Genomic DNA, 19,481 nt, shown 5'->3' on the forward strand with positions numbered 1-19,481 from the left:
AGCCACGGAACCGTTTTCTGGATACGCGAACGTCCGAGTCTTGATGGCATCCGCATTGCGTGCGGCGCTACCTGATGAAGCTGCACGCTTTTCGTACGCCGAAATTGAATCGGATCGCGTGAAATTGTCGACCGGCTCGCGGTAGCAACGCTCGGGCGGGATCTGGATAGTCTTCGAGCAGAGGTTATGTTCGAGCAGGAAGCACCTCTGGATGCTTTGGAATCTGAATAAATCGAGTTGCTTCGGCTCGAATCTTCGGTGCCGCTTTGTGTCGTGCTTTGCAAGTGAAACGGATTTGTATGCTTACACGAATCGTGACACGATGGTTTTTTGACCCGGCGTGATTCTGAGCGATTCGCGGCAGTACGGGTACGTCGCTCATGTGTCGACACTATCTATGCATCGCAGGCGTTTTGTATTGGCAGCACTGAGTGCGGCAGGTGTGACGCTTCGCGCGCATGCAGCTCCGGCAGACCGATTCGAAATCGTTTATCCCCATTACCGGCCCGAAGATCGGGCGCGAGCGGCCTTCCCGCTGGCGGTACTCGACCTCGCAATGAAAGCCGCGGGAGCCGAGTATGTGGCGCGGCAGGCTGACGTCCTGATGGAGCGTGGCCGTGCGCTGGCGGAACTGGCTGGCTCAGGCCGTGCCATCAATCTGCTTTGGACGAGCATGGGCGCGGAGGCGGAACGAGGCTTGAACGTAGTACGGATTCCGATCAATCGCGGGCTGATCGGGTATCGGGTTTTTGTCATACGAAAAGATCGTCAAGCCGATTTCGACAAGGTGCAGAGCCTGTCCGATCTGAAGGCATTGACAGGGGGGCAGGGGCTCGGCTGGATCGACACAGACATCATGAGAGCAGCCGATCTGACCATCGAGACGGTTCCCTATGAAACGGTGTTCGATATGGTTCAGGGTGGCCGGCTCGACTATTTTCCGCGCGGTGTGGTTGAAGCGTTCGCGGAACTGGACGAGCCGCGAGATCGGGAGCGGAATCTGGTCGTTGAGAAGCGCTTGCTGCTGAAATACCGGTCGGACTTCATTTTCTACGTCTCCGCAGGGCACGAAAGCCTGGCTCAGACCATCGATCGAGGGCTCGTCAAGGCGTATCTCGACGGATCGTATATGCGGCTGTTCAACGTCCATCCCTACATTCAAGACGCACTGACCCGGGCCGACCTCGCGAATCGCAAGATGTTCGTGCTCGACAATCCATACCTTTCCGAGGGGGATCGCCGGATCCCGGACAAGTACTGGATGAGCTAGTGCCGTGCGCGCCCAGCCGGTCGCGCAAGCCGTGGTGACGGTTGGCCTGTCTGAACCGGCTAAACGGGGCGACTACCCGGCGCCGGCATTCAGGATTTCCTGACGGCATATTCAGCAGACCGGAAGTGCATTTTTCCGCGCTTCCTGACTGCGTAGCGCTGCCGACCTCCCTAGGATGGTTTTATCGCCGTCTTTACCCTTGGGCCTGTCATGAGCCGTCATCCAGAGAACCACGAACACGCGTTTGAACGCCTGAACACCGCGTGTCAGCGTCTGTTCGAGACGTGGTGTGAAAGCAGAAGCGTCATACCGCTCGGCTATCTGCTGCACTGCTGGCCGTTGCCGGATAAGGGGCACGCGTCCGTGAAACGGTTGGCGGACGGATTGCGCGAACTGGGCAGGACGGATCCCGGCGCGCTCAGCGGGCGCATCTGGCCAATCCTCTGCGAGCTGGCTTCATGCATCGACGAGATTGTGCTGTATCCGCGGATCTATTTGCGCAAGGTGGTAGACGATGCGCCGCCGGTGGCGCGGGCTGCATACGTGATGTAAGCGTTCTTTAGAAGAGTCGGGGTACGTTTCACGCAACGTGAGCGCCGGCCGGGCCCAGGAAAAACCCGAACGACCAGGGGAACGGGCAGGCAAACGGCAAATCGCCACCCCGCCGATACGGCGGCGGACGTGTCAGTATCCCGCTGCGGCAACGAGTGCAGAATAGACGAAACGAAAACCGTAGCACTCGCGGGGATGTATGAAGCACAACCTGTTCGATGCATGGTGGAGTTCGATCAACGGCTTCCGGAGTAGCCTTGTATTGCGGCTGCTCGTTACCGTATTGCTCGTCAGTTGCGTGGTCACGGTGTTGTTGACCGGACTGCAGCTTTACCGCGACTACTACCGCGGGGTGGAGCAGATCGAAACTCGCCTTGCGGACATTGATCGCAGCAATCGCGACAGCCTCGCCGAAGCGCTCTGGCGCCTCGACCATGCCCAGTTGCAACTGGAGTTGAACGGCATTCTGCGTCTCGCCGACATCCGGGCCGTGGAAATTCGCGAGCCGGGGACCAACGGGCAATCTGCCTACCTGAGCGCCGGTCAGCGCTCGGCCGGCCCGGTCGTCGCCCGCGCGTTTCCGCTGGTCTACAAAGTCCAGGGCAAAGAGCGGGAGATCGGCGAACTCTACGTCGAAGCGACACTTCTCGATCTTTACCATGATCTGATGCGAACCGCCGCGATGATCCTGGTTACACAGGCCGCCAATACCTTCCTCATCTCGCTGTTCATCGTCTACATCCTGTCCCGTCTGGTGATGCGGCACGTTGCGGCCATTGCACGCACGGTGGAAAACTACGATTTCCGTGAAACGCCCCAGCCATTCCGTTTGCAGAGGCGCAAACAAAGCGAGCCGGATGAGCTCGACCGTATGGCGGCCGCATTCAATGCCATGGGCGAACGCCTGTACTGCGCGTATCGCGACGAACAGGATGCGGCTGCTGAACGGGAAGCGCGCAATCTGGCCGAAGCGGCCAACCGGGCCAAAGGTGAATTCCTCGCGAATATGAGTCATGAACTACGGACACCGCTGAACGGCATTCTCGGCTATGCGCAGATCCTGGCGCGCGATGTCATGCTGAGCCAGCGGCAACGCGAACGCGTTGAGGCGATCCGCAATAGCGGCGAACACCTCCTGACGTTGATCGAAGACACGCTCGATTTCGCGAGAATCGAAGCGGGCAAGCTGCGTGTCGAAATCTGCGACGTGCCCTTGGCGGGCTTTGTCGATGTCATTCGGGAAATCATTGGCGTGAAGGCGGAGCAAAAGCGTCTCGGCTTCATCTGCGAAATCGCTGGGGATGCGCCTGCCGGCGTGCGCGCCGATGAGCGACGGTTGCGGCAGGTGGTGCTCAACCTGCTTGCAAACGCCGTGAAGTTTACCGATTCTGGTTGCGTCAGCCTGCATATTTCGAGTTCTGAGTCGAACCGTGTCCGCTTCGAAGTGCGTGATACCGGGATCGGCATCGGTCCCAACCAGCTCAATGCGATCTTCGAACCATTCGAGCAGCTTGGCGCGGCCGACCGGCGTGCGGGCGGGGCCGGCCTGGGTCTCGCCATCAGCCGGGAATTCGTGAGTGCGATGGGCGGCAAGATCGAGGTCGAAAGCCATACCGGGCAGGGCAGTACTTTCCGGTTCGAACTGCCGGCGGCGAGCGTGTTGCCCACGTCGCGCACGACAGCCGCCGCCGCACCGGCTCCGGATACGGTGATGGGCTATGAGGGGCCGCGCAGGAAGGTGCTGGTTGTCGATGACGTCGCGGTCAATCGCGCGATTGTGGTGGATCTTCTGAGTCGTCTTGGCTTTGACACTGTCGAAGCGGAAAACGGTCTCGAGGGGTTCGAGAAGGCGCAGCGCGAACACCCGGCACTCATTCTCACGGACATCGTGATGCCCGAAATGAACGGACTCGAGCTGACCCGCAAGCTGCGCCAATTGCAGGCGTTCGCGCACGTCCCGATCATTGCCATGTCGGCCAGTCCTTCCGGAACCAACAGGGCGATGAGCATAGACGCCGGTGTGAACGCATTCCTCTCCAAACCGGTCGACCTCGAATCACTGCTGACCCAGATCGCCACTTTGCTCGGATTGACGTGGATTCATGCGTCGCCGCCAGCGTCCACGCGCCTCACTACGTCTGAGATAAGTCTTGCGGCGGTGCCTCAGCAACAGATGGAAGAACTGCATCACCTTGCGCGTCTCGGTGACATGCAAGAAATCATTGTCTGGGCCGAGACCATGGCGGCGCGGGATCCGCGTTATCAGTCATTCACGGCGCAGCTGTGCGCGCTCGCCCGGGACTATCAGTCGAAGGCCGTACTTCAGTTCGTCGAACGACACTTGAATGTCGAGTCCAAGCCATGAGCGATCCCAACGCAAATGCCGCCGAGCGGCCGACGATCCTCATTGCGGACGACACGCCGGCGAATTTTGGCGTGGTTGTCGATAGCCTGACAGAGCGCGGTTTTCGGGTACTCGTCGCACTCGATGGCGAAGAGGCACTCGAACGCGCGCTGTTTTCGCAACCCGACCTGATCCTGCTCGACGTGAAGATGCCGGGTATCGACGGCTTCGAGACCTGCCGCCGGCTCAAGGCGAATGAGCGCACGCGTGATATCGCGGTGATTTTCATGACGTCGTTGACGGGCGGCGACGACATGGTCGAGGGATTTTCGGCCGGCGGCGTCGATTACGTGGCGAAGCCAGTCCGCGTCAACGAAATGATGGCCCGGATCGAGACCCATCTCGCCCTGCGGGTCATGCACCGGCAGTTGATCGCGCAGAACCGCCAGCTTCTGAATGAAGTGGCGGTACGTCAGCAGGCCGAGGCCGAATTGTCGCGCGCGCGCGATGTACTCGAGCAGCAGGTCGATCAGCGCACCCGGCAACTGGCCGAGTCGAACGCGAGGCTATCCGCTCAGGTCGACGAGCGCCGCAGGGCCGAAGCGAAATTGCAGGCGAGCGAGGCGCGCTTTCGCACTATCGTCGAAACCAGCCCCATTCCGCTGTGCATTACGTCAATGCCCGAAGGCGTCATTCTGTACGCGAATGAACCGCTGCGTGAACTGTTCGGTCTCAATTCGCGCTCGGGCATGCTGACCAACATCGTTGATTTCTACGTGGATGCCGATGATCGTGACCGCCTCGTGTCGCATCTGCGCAGGGAGGGCAGCTTCAATAACAGTGAAGTCCACCTGCGGCGCGTGGACGGCTCGGCGTTCTGGGCCATGGCAACCGCGCGCGTGGCGACCTTCGGCGAAACGCCGGCGATCTACGTTGGCCTGAACGACATCACGTCGCGCAAGCGTATCGAGCAGGAGTTGTTCGAATCGCGCAATCAGTTGCGTGAATTGTCCGCTTACATGGAGGCGATTCGCGAGGAAGAGCGCAAGCGCATCGCGATGGAAATTCACGATGAACTGGGCCAACTGTTGACGGCTTTGAAGATGGACGTTTCGCTGCTGAAAATGCGTCTCGGCCATGATCCCGACGCGATGCGCAAGGCCGACGACATGCGTGAACTGGTCGAGAAAACGATCTGGATGGTCCGCAATGTCGCGAATCATCTGCGGCCGGTGGCGCTGAACTTCGGGGTCGTCTCGGCGCTGGAGTGGCTGGTTGAAGACTTCGTCCGCCGCAACGGCGTTCCTTGCCAGTTGCACATCAACGGGGGCGAGCCGGTGTTGCCGGAGGCTTGCGCGACCGCTGTGTTTCGCATTGTTCAGGCCTCGCTGACCAACGTTGGGCGCCATGCCAATGCGGCGCGGGTCGACGTCACGCTGACCAGCACCGCGGCGACGCTCGACCTCCACGTGAGCGACGACGGCTGCGGCTTTGATCCAGCCATCGCGAGTACCGGTTATTCGTACGGTCTCCTCGGCATGCAGGAGCGTGCCCGCCTGATCGGCGGAGCGATGACGATCGACAGTGCACAAGGCATGGGTACGGCCATTTCCATTCACATTCCGCTTGCAGGCGGGGAAAAAAATGATCAACGTCCTGATTGCTGACGACCACGCAGTGGTGCGTGGCGGCTTGAAACAGATTATCGCAACGACAACGGACATTGTCGTCGCCGCCGAGGCCGCGCAGGGTTCAGAGGTACTCGAGCGGCTGCGTACGAAGCGATTCGATCTTGTGCTGCTGGACATGACAATGCCGGGAATCAGCGGCGTGGATCTGATCCGGCGCGTACGTGCCGAGCAGCCCACTTTGCCCATCCTCGTGCTGAGTATCCACAACGAGGCGCAGGTCGTTTCGCGAGCGCTGCGCGCCGGGGCAACGGGCTATGTGACGAAAGACAGCGATCCCGACGTTCTCCTCTCAGCAATCCGCAAGCTGGCTGGAGGAGGGCGCTTTATCGATCCGAAGCTGGTCGATGCCATGGTCTTCGAGACCCATTCCAGCGATGCGCCGCCGCACGAGGTTCTGTCCGACCGTGAATTCCAGGTGTTGCAAATGCTGGCTGCCGGCAACGCCATCAATGAGATTGCCGAATCGTGTTCGCTCAGTGCCAAGACGATCAGCACCCATAAGATGCGCCTGATGCAAAAGCTTGGCCTCAACAACAACGCTGAATTGATCCGATATGCAATCCGGCACGGGTTGATCACGGAGTAACCGTGCATTTAGCAAACATCAAGGAAATTTAGGGAAATCCTGAGCCTTGAACCAGTGTTTCCTGAATGCACAATCCATCGCTGCTGACGGAAAAATTATTCCCGTTGCCCCACGATTGTCAGATGGGAACGAGTAGTGCGAGAGGTAGACGTGGTTGCGATGAAAAGCTCACTGCGCGGCTTGCGCGAAAAATTGCAGGCAACCGCGGGCGCAATGCCGGCCCGTTTGCTCGCGCTGCACGGTTCGCAGGACGGTCTGACCTGCCGGGTCTGCATTGAAATCAGACGGCCCGATGGTCCGATCGTGCTGTTCTTCTACCGGCACGGCGATGGTACCTGGCACGTATTTCCGCCCGGGGACAACCAGGGCAGAATGGGCTTCGAGCGGCTCGTGGCGTGACATGACGGGGGCCGGACAAAGGAGATCACGGATGAGCACAGAACACTCGGGGGAGCTGTCGGGGCACGAGACGGAATTGCGCGCGTGGATGAGCGATTGGTACGACCATGCGTTTGCGATCGGCTTCATCCGGCCGCCTTTCATCCTTGACCACGCGACCGCATTGAGGCTGGAAGGCTATTTCAATGTGGGATTGACACCCGCGGAGGGTGTTAACGCAATCTTTGGCATGGTTCATTGACACGTCAGACACAGTAAAGCGCCTGCTGCGGTAGCGGGAAAGCACGGTTTGCCAGTATGTGTCACGCATGGCACGATGAAAGACCGTTCAGGTTGAAGCCTGTGCGGAAATGCGCCAGTCCGGGCGCATATCATCCCGTGTCGAGAGACTATCCTCCCATGCATCGCAGGCGCTTTGTTCTGGCCGCACTGGGTGCCGCAGGCGTAGCGCTTGGCTCGCGTGCGGCGCGGGCCGCGCCCTTCGATATCGTCTATCCGCGCATTCGTCCTGGCGGCGACGTGCATGCCGCGTTTGCGCTCGCCGTCCTCGATCTGGCGATGAAAACGGCGAATACTTCCTATACGGCGCGGCAGGCCGAGATTGTCATGGAGCGTGGCCGTGCGCTGGCCGAACTGGCGAACGGCAGCAATACCATCAATCTGCACTGGACCAGCATGGAGGCAAAGGCTGAACGCGGCCTTAATGTCGTGCGGATTCCTATCCATCGCGGATTGATCGGCTATCGGGTATTCGTCATAAGAAAAGATCGGCAAAAGGATTTCGACAGAATTGAGCGCTTGTCGGATTTGAAGGCGTTCACGTGCGGCCAGGGGTTAGGATGGATCGATACCGATATCCTCACGCAAGCGGGTCTGAATGTTCAGACGTCGACATACGAGACGATGTTCGAGATGACCCAGAACGGGCGGGTGGACTATTTTCCGAGAGGCGTGATTGAAGCGTTCGCCGAACTGGAGGCACGCCAGCACCGTGAGCCTGATCTGGTGGTCGAGAAACGGCTGATGCTGAAGTATCGATCGGATTTTATTTTCTATATCGCAACGGGCCATGAAGCGCTGGCGGATACGATCGAGCAAGGTCTCGTGCAGGCGTATCGCGAGGGTGCTTACATGAGATTGTTCAACTCGCATCCCTACATTCAGGATGCACTGGTCCGCACAAAGCCCGCATTGCGGAAGACGTTTCAACTGGATAACCCCTATCTCTCCGAGGCGGACCGCAGAATTCCAGACGAATACTGGATGCTCTGACGGCGTTCCGGACATCTTTGTGTTGGCTCCGGTTCCACTATCAGCCGTACGGGGGCGCCCTTGATGGACCGTTCACCCGGACCGGACTTTTCGCTGCCAGACATCGCTCCCGACTTCGTCGACGTGCTCGCTGTTATCACCGCTTGCCTCGTCGATCCAACGCCGCGCCCATTCGAACGCGTACTGTTGTGCCGCCTCGATGTTCCTGAAGCTTGGGCCGATCAGCCCGGAACGGGCGACCCGCCGCGCGTCCCGCACGATCTCGGCCCATCCGCGGAACCGGGCGCTGGCCACCGGATCGGCGGCAAGGTAGATGACATAGCCGCGCGGGTCGAATTCGCACTTTCCTTTCGAAGCAAGACCCATCCAGGGCGAAGCGGTCCGGAGAATGGACTGGGGGCGTTCGATCGGGGCGTGGGGCGAAATGCGCTCAGGCAGGGTGCGCGAAATATTCGGGAGCTGCCGTGCAATCTGGGCGAATCTATCCACCGTATGATGTGGCGGCTGTGTGTCACGCGGTGTTTGCCACGACGCCTGGTCTTTCCAGAACACCTGGCGAAGGCCTTCGTCCTTGGGTTGACGGTCTATGACGCGTGGCGTGGCATGGCGGATTTCCGGCCGTCCGTCCGGGCCGCAACGAAGCGTGCGGCCGGCGTCCGAGAGGAGCTTGTGCATGGTCGCCAGCGCGCCGCTCGAACGCCATTTTTCGAAGCGGAGCCGGCATGTCGGTATCGACGGATAGGTGCCCGGCAACCGGGACCACGATTCACCGGTGGTGAGTATCCACAGCACGGCATTGGCCACGAGGCGAACCTGTGCGCGGGGGCGGCCGCGTTGCCCATGAACGACGGCGGTATCCGACAGAACGGGCGCCAGTTGCCGCCATTCTTCATCACTGATTTCGTTGAGATGCACGCTGTCCTCCCCTACCGATTGCATTGCGCGTGGTCCGGTGTCTCCAGTCGCGCTATGCGCTGCCCGTCGCCCAGGTCGATAGGGACGACAGGGCAAGCAGATCCTCGACACAATCCGATACCTCGCAGAGCTCCTGAAACGAGGCCCCTTTAGTGTCGTACAGGTGGTGTCGTCTGAGGTCGCGTAGTGCATTGGCGAGGCGGCGGAGGGCCTCGGGATCGCTGTTCGTCAGCGGCCAGGCTCTTAGCAGGTGCGCCAGCGGCGCGACGCTTCTGCTTTCGCACCACAGGTCGAAAAGGTGCAGGCACATCGCGTTGATATGCTCGATAGAGTTTTCTCGCTCGGACAGGTAGGGGAACATGACAGCACTCAACTCAAGGACGATCGACGTGTATTCATCGTATTCGGCCAGTTATCGCAGTGCTGTCGGGAGATCGAGAAAAAACGGGCGGTCGATGCTGAACTTGGGGTCAGGGAATCCTTAACCGTCGCCTTGCAGGCAGAATGGTTGAATGACGAGAAGCGCGTCAGCGCTTCCCGTCACTTAACCCGCACTCATCTCGCACTCATTCGCACTCACCATGGCAGCGAGTAGGTCTTCGTATTGGTAAAGCTCTTCATCGCCTCCTGCACCCCTTCCTTGTAGCCGAGTCCCGAGTCCTTCACGCCGCCGAACGGCGTGAGTTCGAGCCGATAGCCGGGCACTTCGCGCACATTCACGCTGCCCACTTCCAGTTCGGTGATGAACCGCGTGATGTAGTCAAGCCGGTTCGTGCAGACCGACGATGACAACGCGTAGTCCGTGCAGTTCGACATGCGGATCGCTTCGTCGATGTTGGCAAAACGCATGATCGGCGATACGGGTCCGAACGTCTCGTACTTGACGAGCGGCATGTCGGGTGTGACACGATCGACAACCGTCGGCGAGTAAAGTGCGCCCTCGCGGAGGTTGCCCGCAAGCAGGCGGGCGCCGCGCGACAAGGCGTCGTTGACCTGCCGTTCGCAGAACTGCGCGGCAGCTTCGTCGATCACCGTTCCCATATCGACTGAACTATCCGCCGGATTGCCATACTTCCAGGCGCGAGTCTTTTCCACAACGAGATCCGTGAATCGGTCGGCAACCGACTCGTGTACCAGCATGCGCTTGATGGCTGTGCAGCGCTGGCCCGAATTCTTGTACGAGCCCGACACGGCGAGCGAACTGGCTTCGTCGAGATCGGCGTCTTCCATGACAATGATCGGGTCGTTTCCGCCCAGTTCGAGCACAGCGCGCCGGTAACCCATGCGCGAGGCGATCGATTTGCCGATCGAGACGCCGCCAGTGAAGGTGATGAGATCGATGGCGGGGTTCGTGATCAACTCGTCGGCAATCACCGCCGGGTCGCCCGTCAACACCTGAAGCATCTGCACGGGCAAGCCTGCCTCATGGAGAATGTCGGCAAGCAGATAGCATGACAGCGGCACTTTCTCCGACGGCTTCACCACAATGCGATTGTTCGTTGCAATCGACGGCACGATTTTGTGCGCGACCTGATTCATCGGGTGATTGAACGGCGTAATGGCGGAGATCACGCCCAGCAGCGGATCCCGCTGCGTATAGACGCGCCGTTTTTTGCCGTGAGGCGTGAGGTCGCACGAGAAAATCTGGCCGTCATCCTTCAGTACTTCGCCGGCGCCGAAAACCAGTACATCCGCGACGCGGCCGGCTTCGTAGATCGAATCCTTCCTGCACAAGCCGGCTTCCGCCGTGATGAGGGCGGCGATTTCTTCGGTGCGTGCACGCACTGCATCGGCCGCGCGGCGCAGGATTGCGGCTCGTTCATAGCGGGTTAGCGCCGGGCGATACGCGCGCGCGAATTCAAACGCGCGGCGCACGTCCTCGAGCGTCGCTTTCGGCACGGTGCCGACCAGCGTACCGTCGTAAGGGTTGCGCACCTCGATCACTTCGTCGCGAAAGACTTTTTCGCCGCCAATGCGCAACGCTTCATGACGCACCTGCCATTGAACCTTCATTTCAGCCACAGCGTTCATTTCCGATCCCCGGTCATTGAAGATGATTGAGTGCGATATCGATAATGTCGAAGTTGCGCAGCCGTGCCCGCTCGCCGACCGACTTCGCGACGGGCTGGTTGAACAGGAGCGGCACGATCTGTTCAGCAAGACCGCCATGCGAGCGCAGTGGCACGTCGAGCCCGGACAGATCGTGCTTGATGCGCCGCGTGCCAAGCACCACGTCGCGCGTTGAGATCACGATGAGGTCGCCCATGCGCGCAGGCGGAAGTTCGAAACGCGCGCAGCCTTCCGCACCCGTCAGCACGAGTTCAATGCCGGGCTCCGCTGCGAGCCGGCGGCGCGTCGCTTCAAGGTCGGCCGAGGCGGGAAGATAGACCGTCGCGAACGATCCGAGCGCCCCGTGATGCACCACGTAGGGATCCGTGATCGGCAGGATCACGCGGGCGGCATCGTCGCCGAGCCACTCGTCGAAGCGCTCCTGCAGATAGATCACGTTGGGCTCGCCGTCTTCGTTGTGCTTCGCGTTCATCCCGTGATCGGCGGTGAGCGCGACGATCGCACCCAGCGCGTCGAGCCGCTGCAGATAGCCATCCATCATCTGATAGAACGCGTTGGCGCCGGGGGTGCCGGGGGCGCATTTGTGCTGCACGTAGTCGGTGGTCGACAGGTACATCAGATCGATATCGCGGGTTTCGAGCAACCGCACGCCGGCTGCGAATACGAACTCCGACAATTCCGCGCTATAGACGCTCGGCACTGGCTGGCCGACCAGCTCGAGCAGATTGTCGATACCGTTCTCCTCGAGTGTCGCTTCGTCGGCTTTCTCCGCCGAGAAGCAGATGCCCTTCAGACCTTTGCCGAGCAGCCGGCGCAGTTTGTCCTTTGCCGTGACCACCGCCACGTTCGCCCGCTGTTCGGCGAAACCGGCGAGCACGGTAGGGGCGACCAGGTACTTCGGATCGTTCATCAGCACCTCGGTGCCGCTGTCGCGATCGAAAAAGTAGTTGCCGCTAATGCCATGCACGGCGGGCGGCACGCCTGTCACGATCGACAGGTTGTTCGGGTTGGTGAAGCTCGGCACCACGCATTCGCCCTTGAGCGAAGTGCCGGGACGCAGCAGCGTGGCCAAAAAGGGCGCGACCCCTGCCGCCGCCGCCATCTCCAGATATTCATACGCGCAGCCGTCTACGCAGACCACGACGACGGGTCGGCGCATCCAGTTGTAGGTGCGGCCGTTCACTTCAATGGAAACCGGTGTTGCGCTCATGACGTGTCCTCTTGGCTAGGTAAGTCGGGTGATGGCGATGTGGCGTTGTGTGGCAATGTGAGGCAATACTTGACATTAAAATTGATGCTTTGTAGATTGTCAACAACAGACAACTATTTCAAGTCGCCGAAAGCAGTCGTCAGGAGGGTTGCAACACGCTGTGGTCCCGTAGCACCGGTCGTTTTCGTCGCTGGCCGCGACGCCACTTTCTCAAGGGGTCTGGAAATGAAGGAAAAGTCGGGGTTTAAAGCTTGCAGAGGTCGTTTGAATATGGCGCTACGTTGTCTGGTGGCCGCCACCGTCACACTCGGCGCAGTCCAGTTCGCGCACGCGAAAACGCAGCTGCTCGTTTATACGGCGCTCGAAGACGAAGCAATGAAGCCGTACAAGGACGCGTTCGAAAAGACCAATCCGGATATCGAAATCCGCTGGGTGCGCGATTCGACTGGCGCGGTCACGGCCAAACTGCTCGCCGAAAAGAACAATCCGCGTGCCGACGTGGTGCTCGGGCTAGCGGCGTCCAGCCTGACGCTGCTCGATCTGCAGGGCATGCTGATGCCCTACGCGCCGAAGGGTTTCGACAGTCTGACGCGCAAGTACAGCGACGCGAATACCCCGCCGCACTGGGTCGGTATGGACGTATGGGGCGCGACGGTTTGCTACAACCGCGTCGAAGCTGAAAAGCGCCACCTGCCTAAGCCGACGTCGTGGGAAGACCTCACCAAGCCGGTCTACAAGGGCATGATCGTGATGCCGAGTCCGGTGTCGTCCGGCACCGGCTATCTCGATGTCACGTCATGGCTGCAAACCTTCGGCAAGGACAAGGGCTGGCAGTACATGGACGCGTTGGACAAGAACGTCGCGCAATACGTGCATTCGGGCTCGAAGCCCTGCACGCTGGCGGGCACCGGTGAATTTCCGATCGGTATCTCGTTCGAATTCCGCGGGCACGAGTTGCAGGCGCAAGGCGCCCCCATCGACCTGATCTTCCCGAAAGAAGGGCTGGGCTGGGACATGGAAGCGACCGGCATCATGAAGACGACAAAGCAGCCGGACGCAGCCAAAAAACTCGCGGACTTTATGGCCAGCAAGGAAGCCAATGAAATCACCGCGCAGTGGTGGGCGATTGTCGCGTACCCCGGCGTGGCAAAGAAACTCTCGGGCATCCCCGATAACTATTCAGAACTGCTCGTGAAGAACGATTTCACCTGGTCCGCAAAGAACCGCGACGCAATTCTCGATGACTGGCAAAAGCGCTACGGCAACAAGGAGCAGAAGTAAGACCAGGTTCAGCCAGGTCTTGACGAGCGCCGGGGCGCGCGCCGCGCGGCCCCCGAACAATGCGGCGATGCAGCGGCAGTGCGTCGCCGCCACGCGGGCAAGGAAGCGGAGGAGCAGATGACAGCGTATTTGAGCGTGCAGCGGGTCTATAAGCGGTTCAACGACACGCCGGTTCTGGAGGACATCAATCTTGGCGTAAAGAAAGGCGAGATGCTCTGCTTTCTCGGGCCGTCGGGATGTGGCAAGACCACGTTGCTGCGTATCATTGCCGGGTTGGAAACGCAGAGCGCCGGTCAGATCATGCAGGACGGCCGCGATATTTCGCGTCTGCCGCCGCAACTTCGCGACTACGGCATTGTGTTTCAGTCGTACGCACTGTTTCCGAATCTGACCATCTTCGACAACGTGGCCTATGGCCTTGTGAATCGCAGGATGAAGCGCGCGGCGATCGCCGATCGTGTGGACGAACTGCTCGCACTGGTCGGTTTGCCGGATGCGCAGCGCAAGCATCCGAACCAGTTGTCGGGTGGCCAGCAGCAGCGTATCGCTTTGGCGCGCGCGCTCGCCACTTCACCGGGCCTGCTTTTGCTCGACGAACCGCTCTCGGCGCTGGATGCGCGCGTGCGTGTGCGGTTGCGCCAGGAAATCCGCCAGTTGCAGCAGCGCCTCGGCGTGACCACGATCATGGTGACGCACGACCAGGAAGAAGCGCTTTCGATGGCCGACCGGATCGTGGTGATGAATCAGGGCGTGATCGAGCAGATCGGCACGCCACTCGAAATCTATCGCGAGCCTGCATCGCCATTCGTTGCCGATTTCATTGGCAAGGTCAATCTGATTCCGGCGGAGGTGGCGCGCGACGGCAGTCTCAAGGCGGGTTCCATCGCGCTGCGCTATGGGTGCGGTTCGGAGCGTGCCGCTCTGGGTTCGAAAGTGTCGGCGTTCGTGCGGCCGGAAGACATTCACCTCAGCGCCCCGGGCAGCGAGGCGGACAACCTGCTGCCCGCTTCTGTCGAGAAACTGGAATTCCTGGGCGCGTTCTGCCGGGTCAGCTTCAAGGTGGACGGGCTGGGCGAGCAGGAGATCGTCGCCGACCTGTCGTTTCATGAAATGCATCGCACCCGTCTGCAGCCGGGGTCGCGTTTCAATCTGGCCATCAACCGCGAACACGTGTGCGTCTTCTCCGCCGCGAAGGAGCGACTCCAATGAGCGCCGTTCTGATCGAGCGCCGTAGCGGTGAGGAAGGTCACGCCGAGGTGCGCCAGAAAAGCCATTGGCATGACTGGATCGCGCAGTTGGCCCTCGTGCTGATGTCCACGTTTCTCGGCATGTTTCTGCTGGTCCCATTGGCCCTGGTCATCGGCAAATGCTTTGTCGATGCAGACGGTCACTTTGTCGGACTGGCGAATTTCACCGGCTATCTGGTGAATTCCGGCGTGTGGACGTCAACCCTGCATTCGGTCACGGTGGCGTGCCTCGTGACGGCGATCGTGATTCCGATGGCGTTTACGTTCGCATATGCACTGACCCGCTCGTGCATGCCGATGAAGAACGCCGTCCGCACGGTCGCGCTGCTTCCGCTGCTCGCGCCGACGCTGCTGTCCGCCGTGTCGTTCATCTACTGGTTCGGTAACTCGGGCATCCTGAAGCCCCTGCTTCACGGGCATTCGATCTATGGGCTGCCGGGCATCGTATGCAGTCTCGTTTACGCCGCGTTTCCGCATGTACTGATGATTCTTGTGACGGCGCTATCGCTGTCCGACGGGCGCTTATACGAAGCGGCCGACGCAATGGGCACACGCCGCACGCGCAAATTTTTCACGATCACGCTGCCGGGCGCGAAATATGGCCTGATCAGCGCGACGATGGTCTCGTTCACGATCTGCATCAACGACTTCGGTGTGCCCGTCGTGATCGGCGGACCGTATTCGGTACTCTCCACCGACATCTACAAGCTGATCATTGGCTTGCAGGACTTCAACCGGAGCGCGGTGGTCAGCCTGCTGCTGCTCTGCCCAGCACTGGTTGCGTTCGCCGTCGACTTCTTCATTCGCCGCAAGCAGCAATCGCAACTCGGCGCGCGTTCGACGCCTTACCAGCCGAAACCCGCGCGCGGCTTCGACACGGCAATGCTCGGGTACTGCGCGATCGTCTGCATGCTGTTGTTGGCGGTAGTCGGTATTTCGGTGTTCGCTTCGTTCGTGAAGTTCTGGCCGTATCAGATGAGTCTTGGTTTGCGGCACTACAAGATGGGACTGATTGGCGCCGGCATTTTCGATGCGTACAAGAACAGCCTGAAAATGGCCGCGTGCGTGGCGATCGGCGGCACCATCATCGTGTTCGGCGGCGCGTATCTGGTCGAGAAGACGCGCGGGCCGCGCTGGTTACGCGGGTTTATCAATCTGTGCGCGATCCTGCCGATGGGTGTGCCGGGTCTGGTGCTCGGCATCAGCTACATCTTCCTGTTCAACTCGCCAGCCAATCCTTTGAACGGCCTTTACGGCACGCTCGCGCTGCTCGCGATCGTCACCGTGGTGCACTACTACTCGTCGAGCCACTTGACCGCGGTTACCGCGCTTCGTCAGATCGACAACGAGTTCGAAGCGGTCTCGGCTTCGCTGAAAGTGCCTTTCTACAAGACGTTTTTGCGCGTCACCGTGCCTGTGTGCCTGCCGTCGATTCTGCAGATCGCACGCTATCTGTTCGTCAACGGCATGACGACGGTGTCGGCAGTCGCGTTTCTCTATTCACCGGACACGCAGCCGGCCTCCGTCGCCATTCTCAATCTCGACGACGCTGGACAGATGGGGCCGGCCGCGGCGATGGCTACCTTGGTCCTCGTGACGGCGGCCTTCGCTTGTGTGCTGTTTGCCTGCGTGTCGCATGGCGTATTGCGCAGGACCCAGGCATGGCGCACCTCGCGCCGTGGCTGAAACAAGAGCGCGGAGAAGCCTTTCTTTTCACCGCGTGGCGTTAAACCGTTGTATCAATGTGAGCAATTCATGCGTCCGTTCTGGATTGAACAAGCACTCTTCGCCGATGGTTCACTGGCGCCCGCCCTGCAAGGCACGACGACAGCCGATGTCTGTATCGTCGGTGGTGGTTTCACTGGTTTGTGGACAGCCATCCAGGCCAAGCAGAAAAAACCCGATCTCGACATCGTGATCATCGAGAGCGACCTGTGCGGTGCGGGCGCAAGCGGGCGCAACGGCGGCTGTCTGCTGACGTGGTCGACGAAGTTCTTCACGCTGCGGCGTCTGTTTGGCGAGGCCGAGGCAATCCGGCTGGTGAAAGCGTCCGAAGCTGCTGTTGGGCAGATTCGCGACTTCTGTGTCGAGCATGCCGTCGATGCCGAACTTCGGCTTGACGGTACGCTCTACACGGCGACCTCGCGTGCACAGATCGGCCTGCTCGACCCGGTGATCGACGCATTGAGCGAGCATGGCATCAATTCGTATCAACATCTCGCACCGGACGAAGTGGCGAGCCGCTCCGGTTCGGCACGTAATCTCGGCGGCGTGTATTCGCCGGTCGCGGCAACGGTTCATCCCGGCAAGCTCGTGCGCGGATTGCGTCGTGTCGCGATCGAAATGGGGATTCGAATTTTCGAACGCACGCCGATGCTCGACTTCACTTCGGGCGAGCGCGTGACCGTGCGTACGCCTGCAGGCAGCGTCACGGCGCCCAAACTGGTGCTCGCGATCAATGCATGGATGGCGAGCCGCTTCCGGCAGTTCGAACGCACGCTGGCGGTTGTCTCCAGCGACATGATCGTCACCGAGAAATGCCCGGAGTTGCTGCATCGAATCGGCTTGAAAGATGGGGTATCGGTGCTCGACTCACGCATCTTCGTCTACTACTACCGCAGCACGGCGGACGGTCGGCTGATGCTCGGCAAGGGCGGCAATACGTTTGCCTGGCGCGGCCGGATCGCGCCGGTGTTCGATCAGCGCTCGCCGTATGAAGCCGATCTGACGCGCAGCCTGCACGATTTCTTCCCGGCGTTGCGCGACGTGCCGGTGACGGCGAGCTGGAACGGCCCGTCGGATCGCTCGGTGACGGGCTTTCCGTTTTTCGGCCGGCTCGACGACGCGCCGAACGTGCTCTATGGATTCGGCTATTCCGGTAACGGTGTGGGACCGACCTATATGGGTGGCCAGATCCTGTCTTCGCTGCTGCTCGAACTCGACAATGAATGGACGCGCAGCCCGTTGACGAACGGACCGTTGGGTTATTTCCCGCCCGAACCGATCCGCTTCGTGGGCTCGATTACCGTACGTGACGCGATTCGGCGCAAGGAGCGCGCGGAAGACGAAGATAAGCAGCCGTGGATGGTCGACCGATGGCTGAGCAAGCTCGCCAATGCTGCAGGGAAGTCAGATAAGGCTTAGTACGAGGGCGGCCCCGCAGCATTGAGCGCGGGGCGCGTGCACATCCGTCAGGGTTGGCCTCAGGTGTTGCCGGTCGTGTTGGCGGACGCTGCCCAGTGCTCGTGGGCGCGCCGCATTCTCGCGAGGCCGTGCGCGACGTGCTCGCGCACGAGCGTGACGGCGCGCTCCGCATCGCCCTTGGCGAGCGCGTTGACGATTTTCTCGTGTTCCGTGACCGACGTCGCCAGCGCACTCTTTTCCGATTCGATTGCGGCCTGGCGGAGCAAGCCAAGCTGGCGCACGAGATGCCGATAGGTGTCGATCAGGTGCTGGTTGCCGACACCCGTCACCATGGCATCGTGCAACTGGACGTTCAGTGCCGTATAGCGCTTGAGGTCGTGATCCTTCTTCGCGGCTTTCATCGACGTGATGATGCCTTTGAGCGTTGCAAGCGTTTCGGGCGTCATGCGATTGGCCAGTGCCCGGACGACCGATTCGTCCAGCATGGCACGCACTTCATAAATCTCTTCGGCTTCGCGTAGCGACAGCGCGCGTACCGTGACGCCACGGTTTTTCTCCGTCTTTAGCAGACCTGCTTGTTCCAATGCACGGAACGCCTCGCGCAGTGGCCCGCGAGACACGTTCAAGCGCGTGGAAACTTCGACTTCGTTCAATTTCTCCCCGGGAGCGAATTCTCCCGAGACGATGCTGCGTTCGAGCGTTTCCTGCACTAGCGTCGCAAGGGAATGTCGCTGCAGCAGTTCGATGGCGCTAGACGTGGTTGGCGTGGTCATGATCGGCGAGTAAAACAATGGATGGGATAACGGACCGTCGGCTTCTTTGACCATAACGTGGCACGTTGTCTATTGTCAACAATCGTCAATACTGGAGGAACCCATGTCTACGCTTACATCCGATTCTGCAGGCGCGGCATGGCGCGCCTGCAGAATTGATGAAAGCCATCGATGGCGTCGGCGCGCTCGTGCAGGCAGCGGCGGCCGATTGAGCCGATCGAGCCGATCGAGCCGATTAAGGTCAAGCGTGGCGGTTGACCGGCGCATTCGCTGAGAGATTCTGCTGGCCGGTCTGCTCGGAAGCGCAACGTCTCGCGCTGGGCATATCCGCCGAATCGTGCGCGTTACTCAGCGCCGCGGACGATACGCAGATCGCGCTCGGCGCCATCGCCCAAGGCCTCAAGCGCTTTCTTGTAGGCATCGCTTTCATAGGCGGCAACGGCCTGCTCGTAGCTCGGAAACTCAATCACGACAGTTCGTTCCTTCAGGCCTTGCTCACGAACTTCGTCGGCCATTCCGCGCACGATGAATCTGCCGCTAGCGGCTGCCACCGCAGGTGCTGCCAGCTGCGCGTACGCTGCCAGCTTCGACGGGTCCTTGATCGCGCGATACACGGTCACCCAATATCCCTTGCTCATTTGAATCTCCTTGTTTGGGGGCGAAAAGTGATGGTTGCGTTGCAAACATCGGCGAGGGAATTATGTCATCGATCGGCAATGCCGTTGAT

The 19,481-nt window shown here is 60.3% G+C and carries 18 protein-coding genes; 12 read left to right on the forward strand and 6 right to left on the reverse strand.

Going from position 1 to position 19,481, the window contains the following annotated elements:
- Window positions 1-418 precede the first annotated feature (418 nt).
- The 8 genes from KHO23_RS10130 to KHO23_RS10165 all read left to right on the forward strand — a co-directional run bounded on the left by KHO23_RS10130 (window position 419) and on the right by KHO23_RS10165 (window position 8,114).
- Complete coding sequence (locus tag KHO23_RS10130) at window positions 419-1,270, forward strand: hypothetical protein (protein WP_328821957.1); 852 nt, start codon at window positions 419-421, stop codon at window positions 1,268-1,270.
- Window positions 1,271-1,480: 210 nt separating this feature from the next.
- Window positions 1,481-1,822, forward strand: a complete 342-nt coding sequence (locus KHO23_RS10135; RefSeq protein WP_211610885.1) for a hypothetical protein — start codon at window positions 1,481-1,483, stop codon at window positions 1,820-1,822.
- A gap of 199 nt (window positions 1,823-2,021) precedes the next feature.
- Window positions 2,022-4,187: an ATP-binding protein gene (locus tag KHO23_RS10140; RefSeq protein ID WP_211610886.1), complete on the forward strand. Its 2,166-nt coding sequence runs from the start codon at window positions 2,022-2,024 to the stop codon at window positions 4,185-4,187.
- On the forward strand, window positions 4,184-5,833 hold the full coding sequence (locus KHO23_RS10145; RefSeq protein WP_211610887.1) for a response regulator: 1,650 nt from the start codon (window positions 4,184-4,186) through the stop codon (window positions 5,831-5,833). Before KHO23_RS10140 ends, KHO23_RS10145 begins: the two co-directional genes overlap by 4 nt.
- Window positions 5,811-6,443, forward strand: a complete 633-nt coding sequence (locus tag KHO23_RS10150) for a response regulator (protein WP_211610888.1) — start codon at window positions 5,811-5,813, stop codon at window positions 6,441-6,443. The genes KHO23_RS10145 and KHO23_RS10150 overlap by 23 nt, the downstream gene beginning before the upstream one ends.
- 159 nt (window positions 6,444-6,602) lie before the next feature.
- Complete coding sequence (locus KHO23_RS10155) at window positions 6,603-6,842, forward strand: hypothetical protein (protein WP_236066781.1); 240 nt, start codon at window positions 6,603-6,605, stop codon at window positions 6,840-6,842.
- Window positions 6,843-6,873: 31 nt separating this feature from the next.
- Window positions 6,874-7,083 (forward strand): hypothetical protein, encoded by a 210-nt coding sequence (locus tag KHO23_RS10160; RefSeq protein WP_211610889.1) that lies wholly within the window; start codon window positions 6,874-6,876, stop codon window positions 7,081-7,083.
- Window positions 7,084-7,241: 158 nt separating this feature from the next.
- Window positions 7,242-8,114: a hypothetical protein gene (locus tag KHO23_RS10165; protein ID WP_211610890.1), complete on the forward strand. Its 873-nt coding sequence runs from the start codon at window positions 7,242-7,244 to the stop codon at window positions 8,112-8,114.
- Window positions 8,115-8,186: 72 nt separating this feature from the next.
- Here the strand turns inward: KHO23_RS10165 and KHO23_RS10170 are convergent, their stop codons facing one another.
- From KHO23_RS10170 to phnA, 4 genes are all read right to left on the reverse strand, one after another.
- Window positions 8,187-9,029 carry a transposase gene (locus tag KHO23_RS10170; protein WP_236066782.1) on the reverse strand — a complete coding sequence of 281 codons (843 nt, stop codon included), beginning with the start codon at window positions 9,027-9,029 and terminating at the stop codon, window positions 8,187-8,189.
- 52 nt (window positions 9,030-9,081) lie between these two features.
- Window positions 9,082-9,390 (reverse strand): hypothetical protein, encoded by a 309-nt coding sequence (locus KHO23_RS10175; protein WP_211610891.1) that lies wholly within the window; start codon window positions 9,388-9,390, stop codon window positions 9,082-9,084.
- A 215-nt stretch (window positions 9,391-9,605) separates the two neighbouring features.
- On the reverse strand, window positions 9,606-11,060 hold the full coding sequence (gene phnY, locus KHO23_RS10180; RefSeq protein WP_211610892.1) for a phosphonoacetaldehyde dehydrogenase: 1,455 nt from the start codon (window positions 11,058-11,060) through the stop codon (window positions 9,606-9,608).
- 13 nt (window positions 11,061-11,073) lie between these two features.
- Window positions 11,074-12,309: a phosphonoacetate hydrolase gene (gene phnA / locus KHO23_RS10185; protein WP_211610893.1), complete on the reverse strand. Its 1,236-nt coding sequence runs from the start codon at window positions 12,307-12,309 to the stop codon at window positions 11,074-11,076.
- 270 nt (window positions 12,310-12,579) lie between these two features.
- Between phnA and KHO23_RS10190 the strand changes: the two genes are divergently transcribed.
- From KHO23_RS10190 to KHO23_RS10205, 4 genes are all read left to right on the forward strand, one after another.
- Complete coding sequence (locus tag KHO23_RS10190) at window positions 12,580-13,590, forward strand: putative 2-aminoethylphosphonate ABC transporter substrate-binding protein (RefSeq protein WP_236066783.1); 1,011 nt, start codon at window positions 12,580-12,582, stop codon at window positions 13,588-13,590.
- A gap of 117 nt (window positions 13,591-13,707) precedes the next feature.
- Window positions 13,708-14,799: a putative 2-aminoethylphosphonate ABC transporter ATP-binding protein gene (locus KHO23_RS10195; RefSeq protein WP_211610895.1), complete on the forward strand. Its 1,092-nt coding sequence runs from the start codon at window positions 13,708-13,710 to the stop codon at window positions 14,797-14,799.
- Complete coding sequence (locus KHO23_RS10200) at window positions 14,796-16,523, forward strand: putative 2-aminoethylphosphonate ABC transporter permease subunit (protein ID WP_211610896.1); 1,728 nt, start codon at window positions 14,796-14,798, stop codon at window positions 16,521-16,523. The genes KHO23_RS10195 and KHO23_RS10200 overlap by 4 nt, the downstream gene beginning before the upstream one ends.
- A 69-nt stretch (window positions 16,524-16,592) precedes the next feature.
- Window positions 16,593-17,981, forward strand: coding sequence for an FAD-dependent oxidoreductase (locus tag KHO23_RS10205; protein ID WP_211610897.1), 1,389 nt, complete (start codon window positions 16,593-16,595; stop codon window positions 17,979-17,981).
- A 59-nt stretch (window positions 17,982-18,040) separates the two neighbouring features.
- Here the strand turns inward: KHO23_RS10205 and KHO23_RS10210 are convergent, their stop codons facing one another.
- Window positions 18,041-18,754: a phosphonate utilization associated transcriptional regulator gene (locus KHO23_RS10210; RefSeq protein WP_211611168.1), complete on the reverse strand. Its 714-nt coding sequence runs from the start codon at window positions 18,752-18,754 to the stop codon at window positions 18,041-18,043.
- 344 nt (window positions 18,755-19,098) lie between these two features.
- Window positions 19,099-19,392: a DUF1330 domain-containing protein gene (locus tag KHO23_RS10215; RefSeq protein ID WP_211610898.1), complete on the reverse strand. Its 294-nt coding sequence runs from the start codon at window positions 19,390-19,392 to the stop codon at window positions 19,099-19,101.
- Between the last annotated feature and the right edge of the window lie 89 nt (window positions 19,393-19,481).

Source organism: Paraburkholderia haematera (assembly GCF_905220975.1).
Lineage (GTDB): Bacteria > Pseudomonadota > Gammaproteobacteria > Burkholderiales > Burkholderiaceae > Paraburkholderia > Paraburkholderia haematera.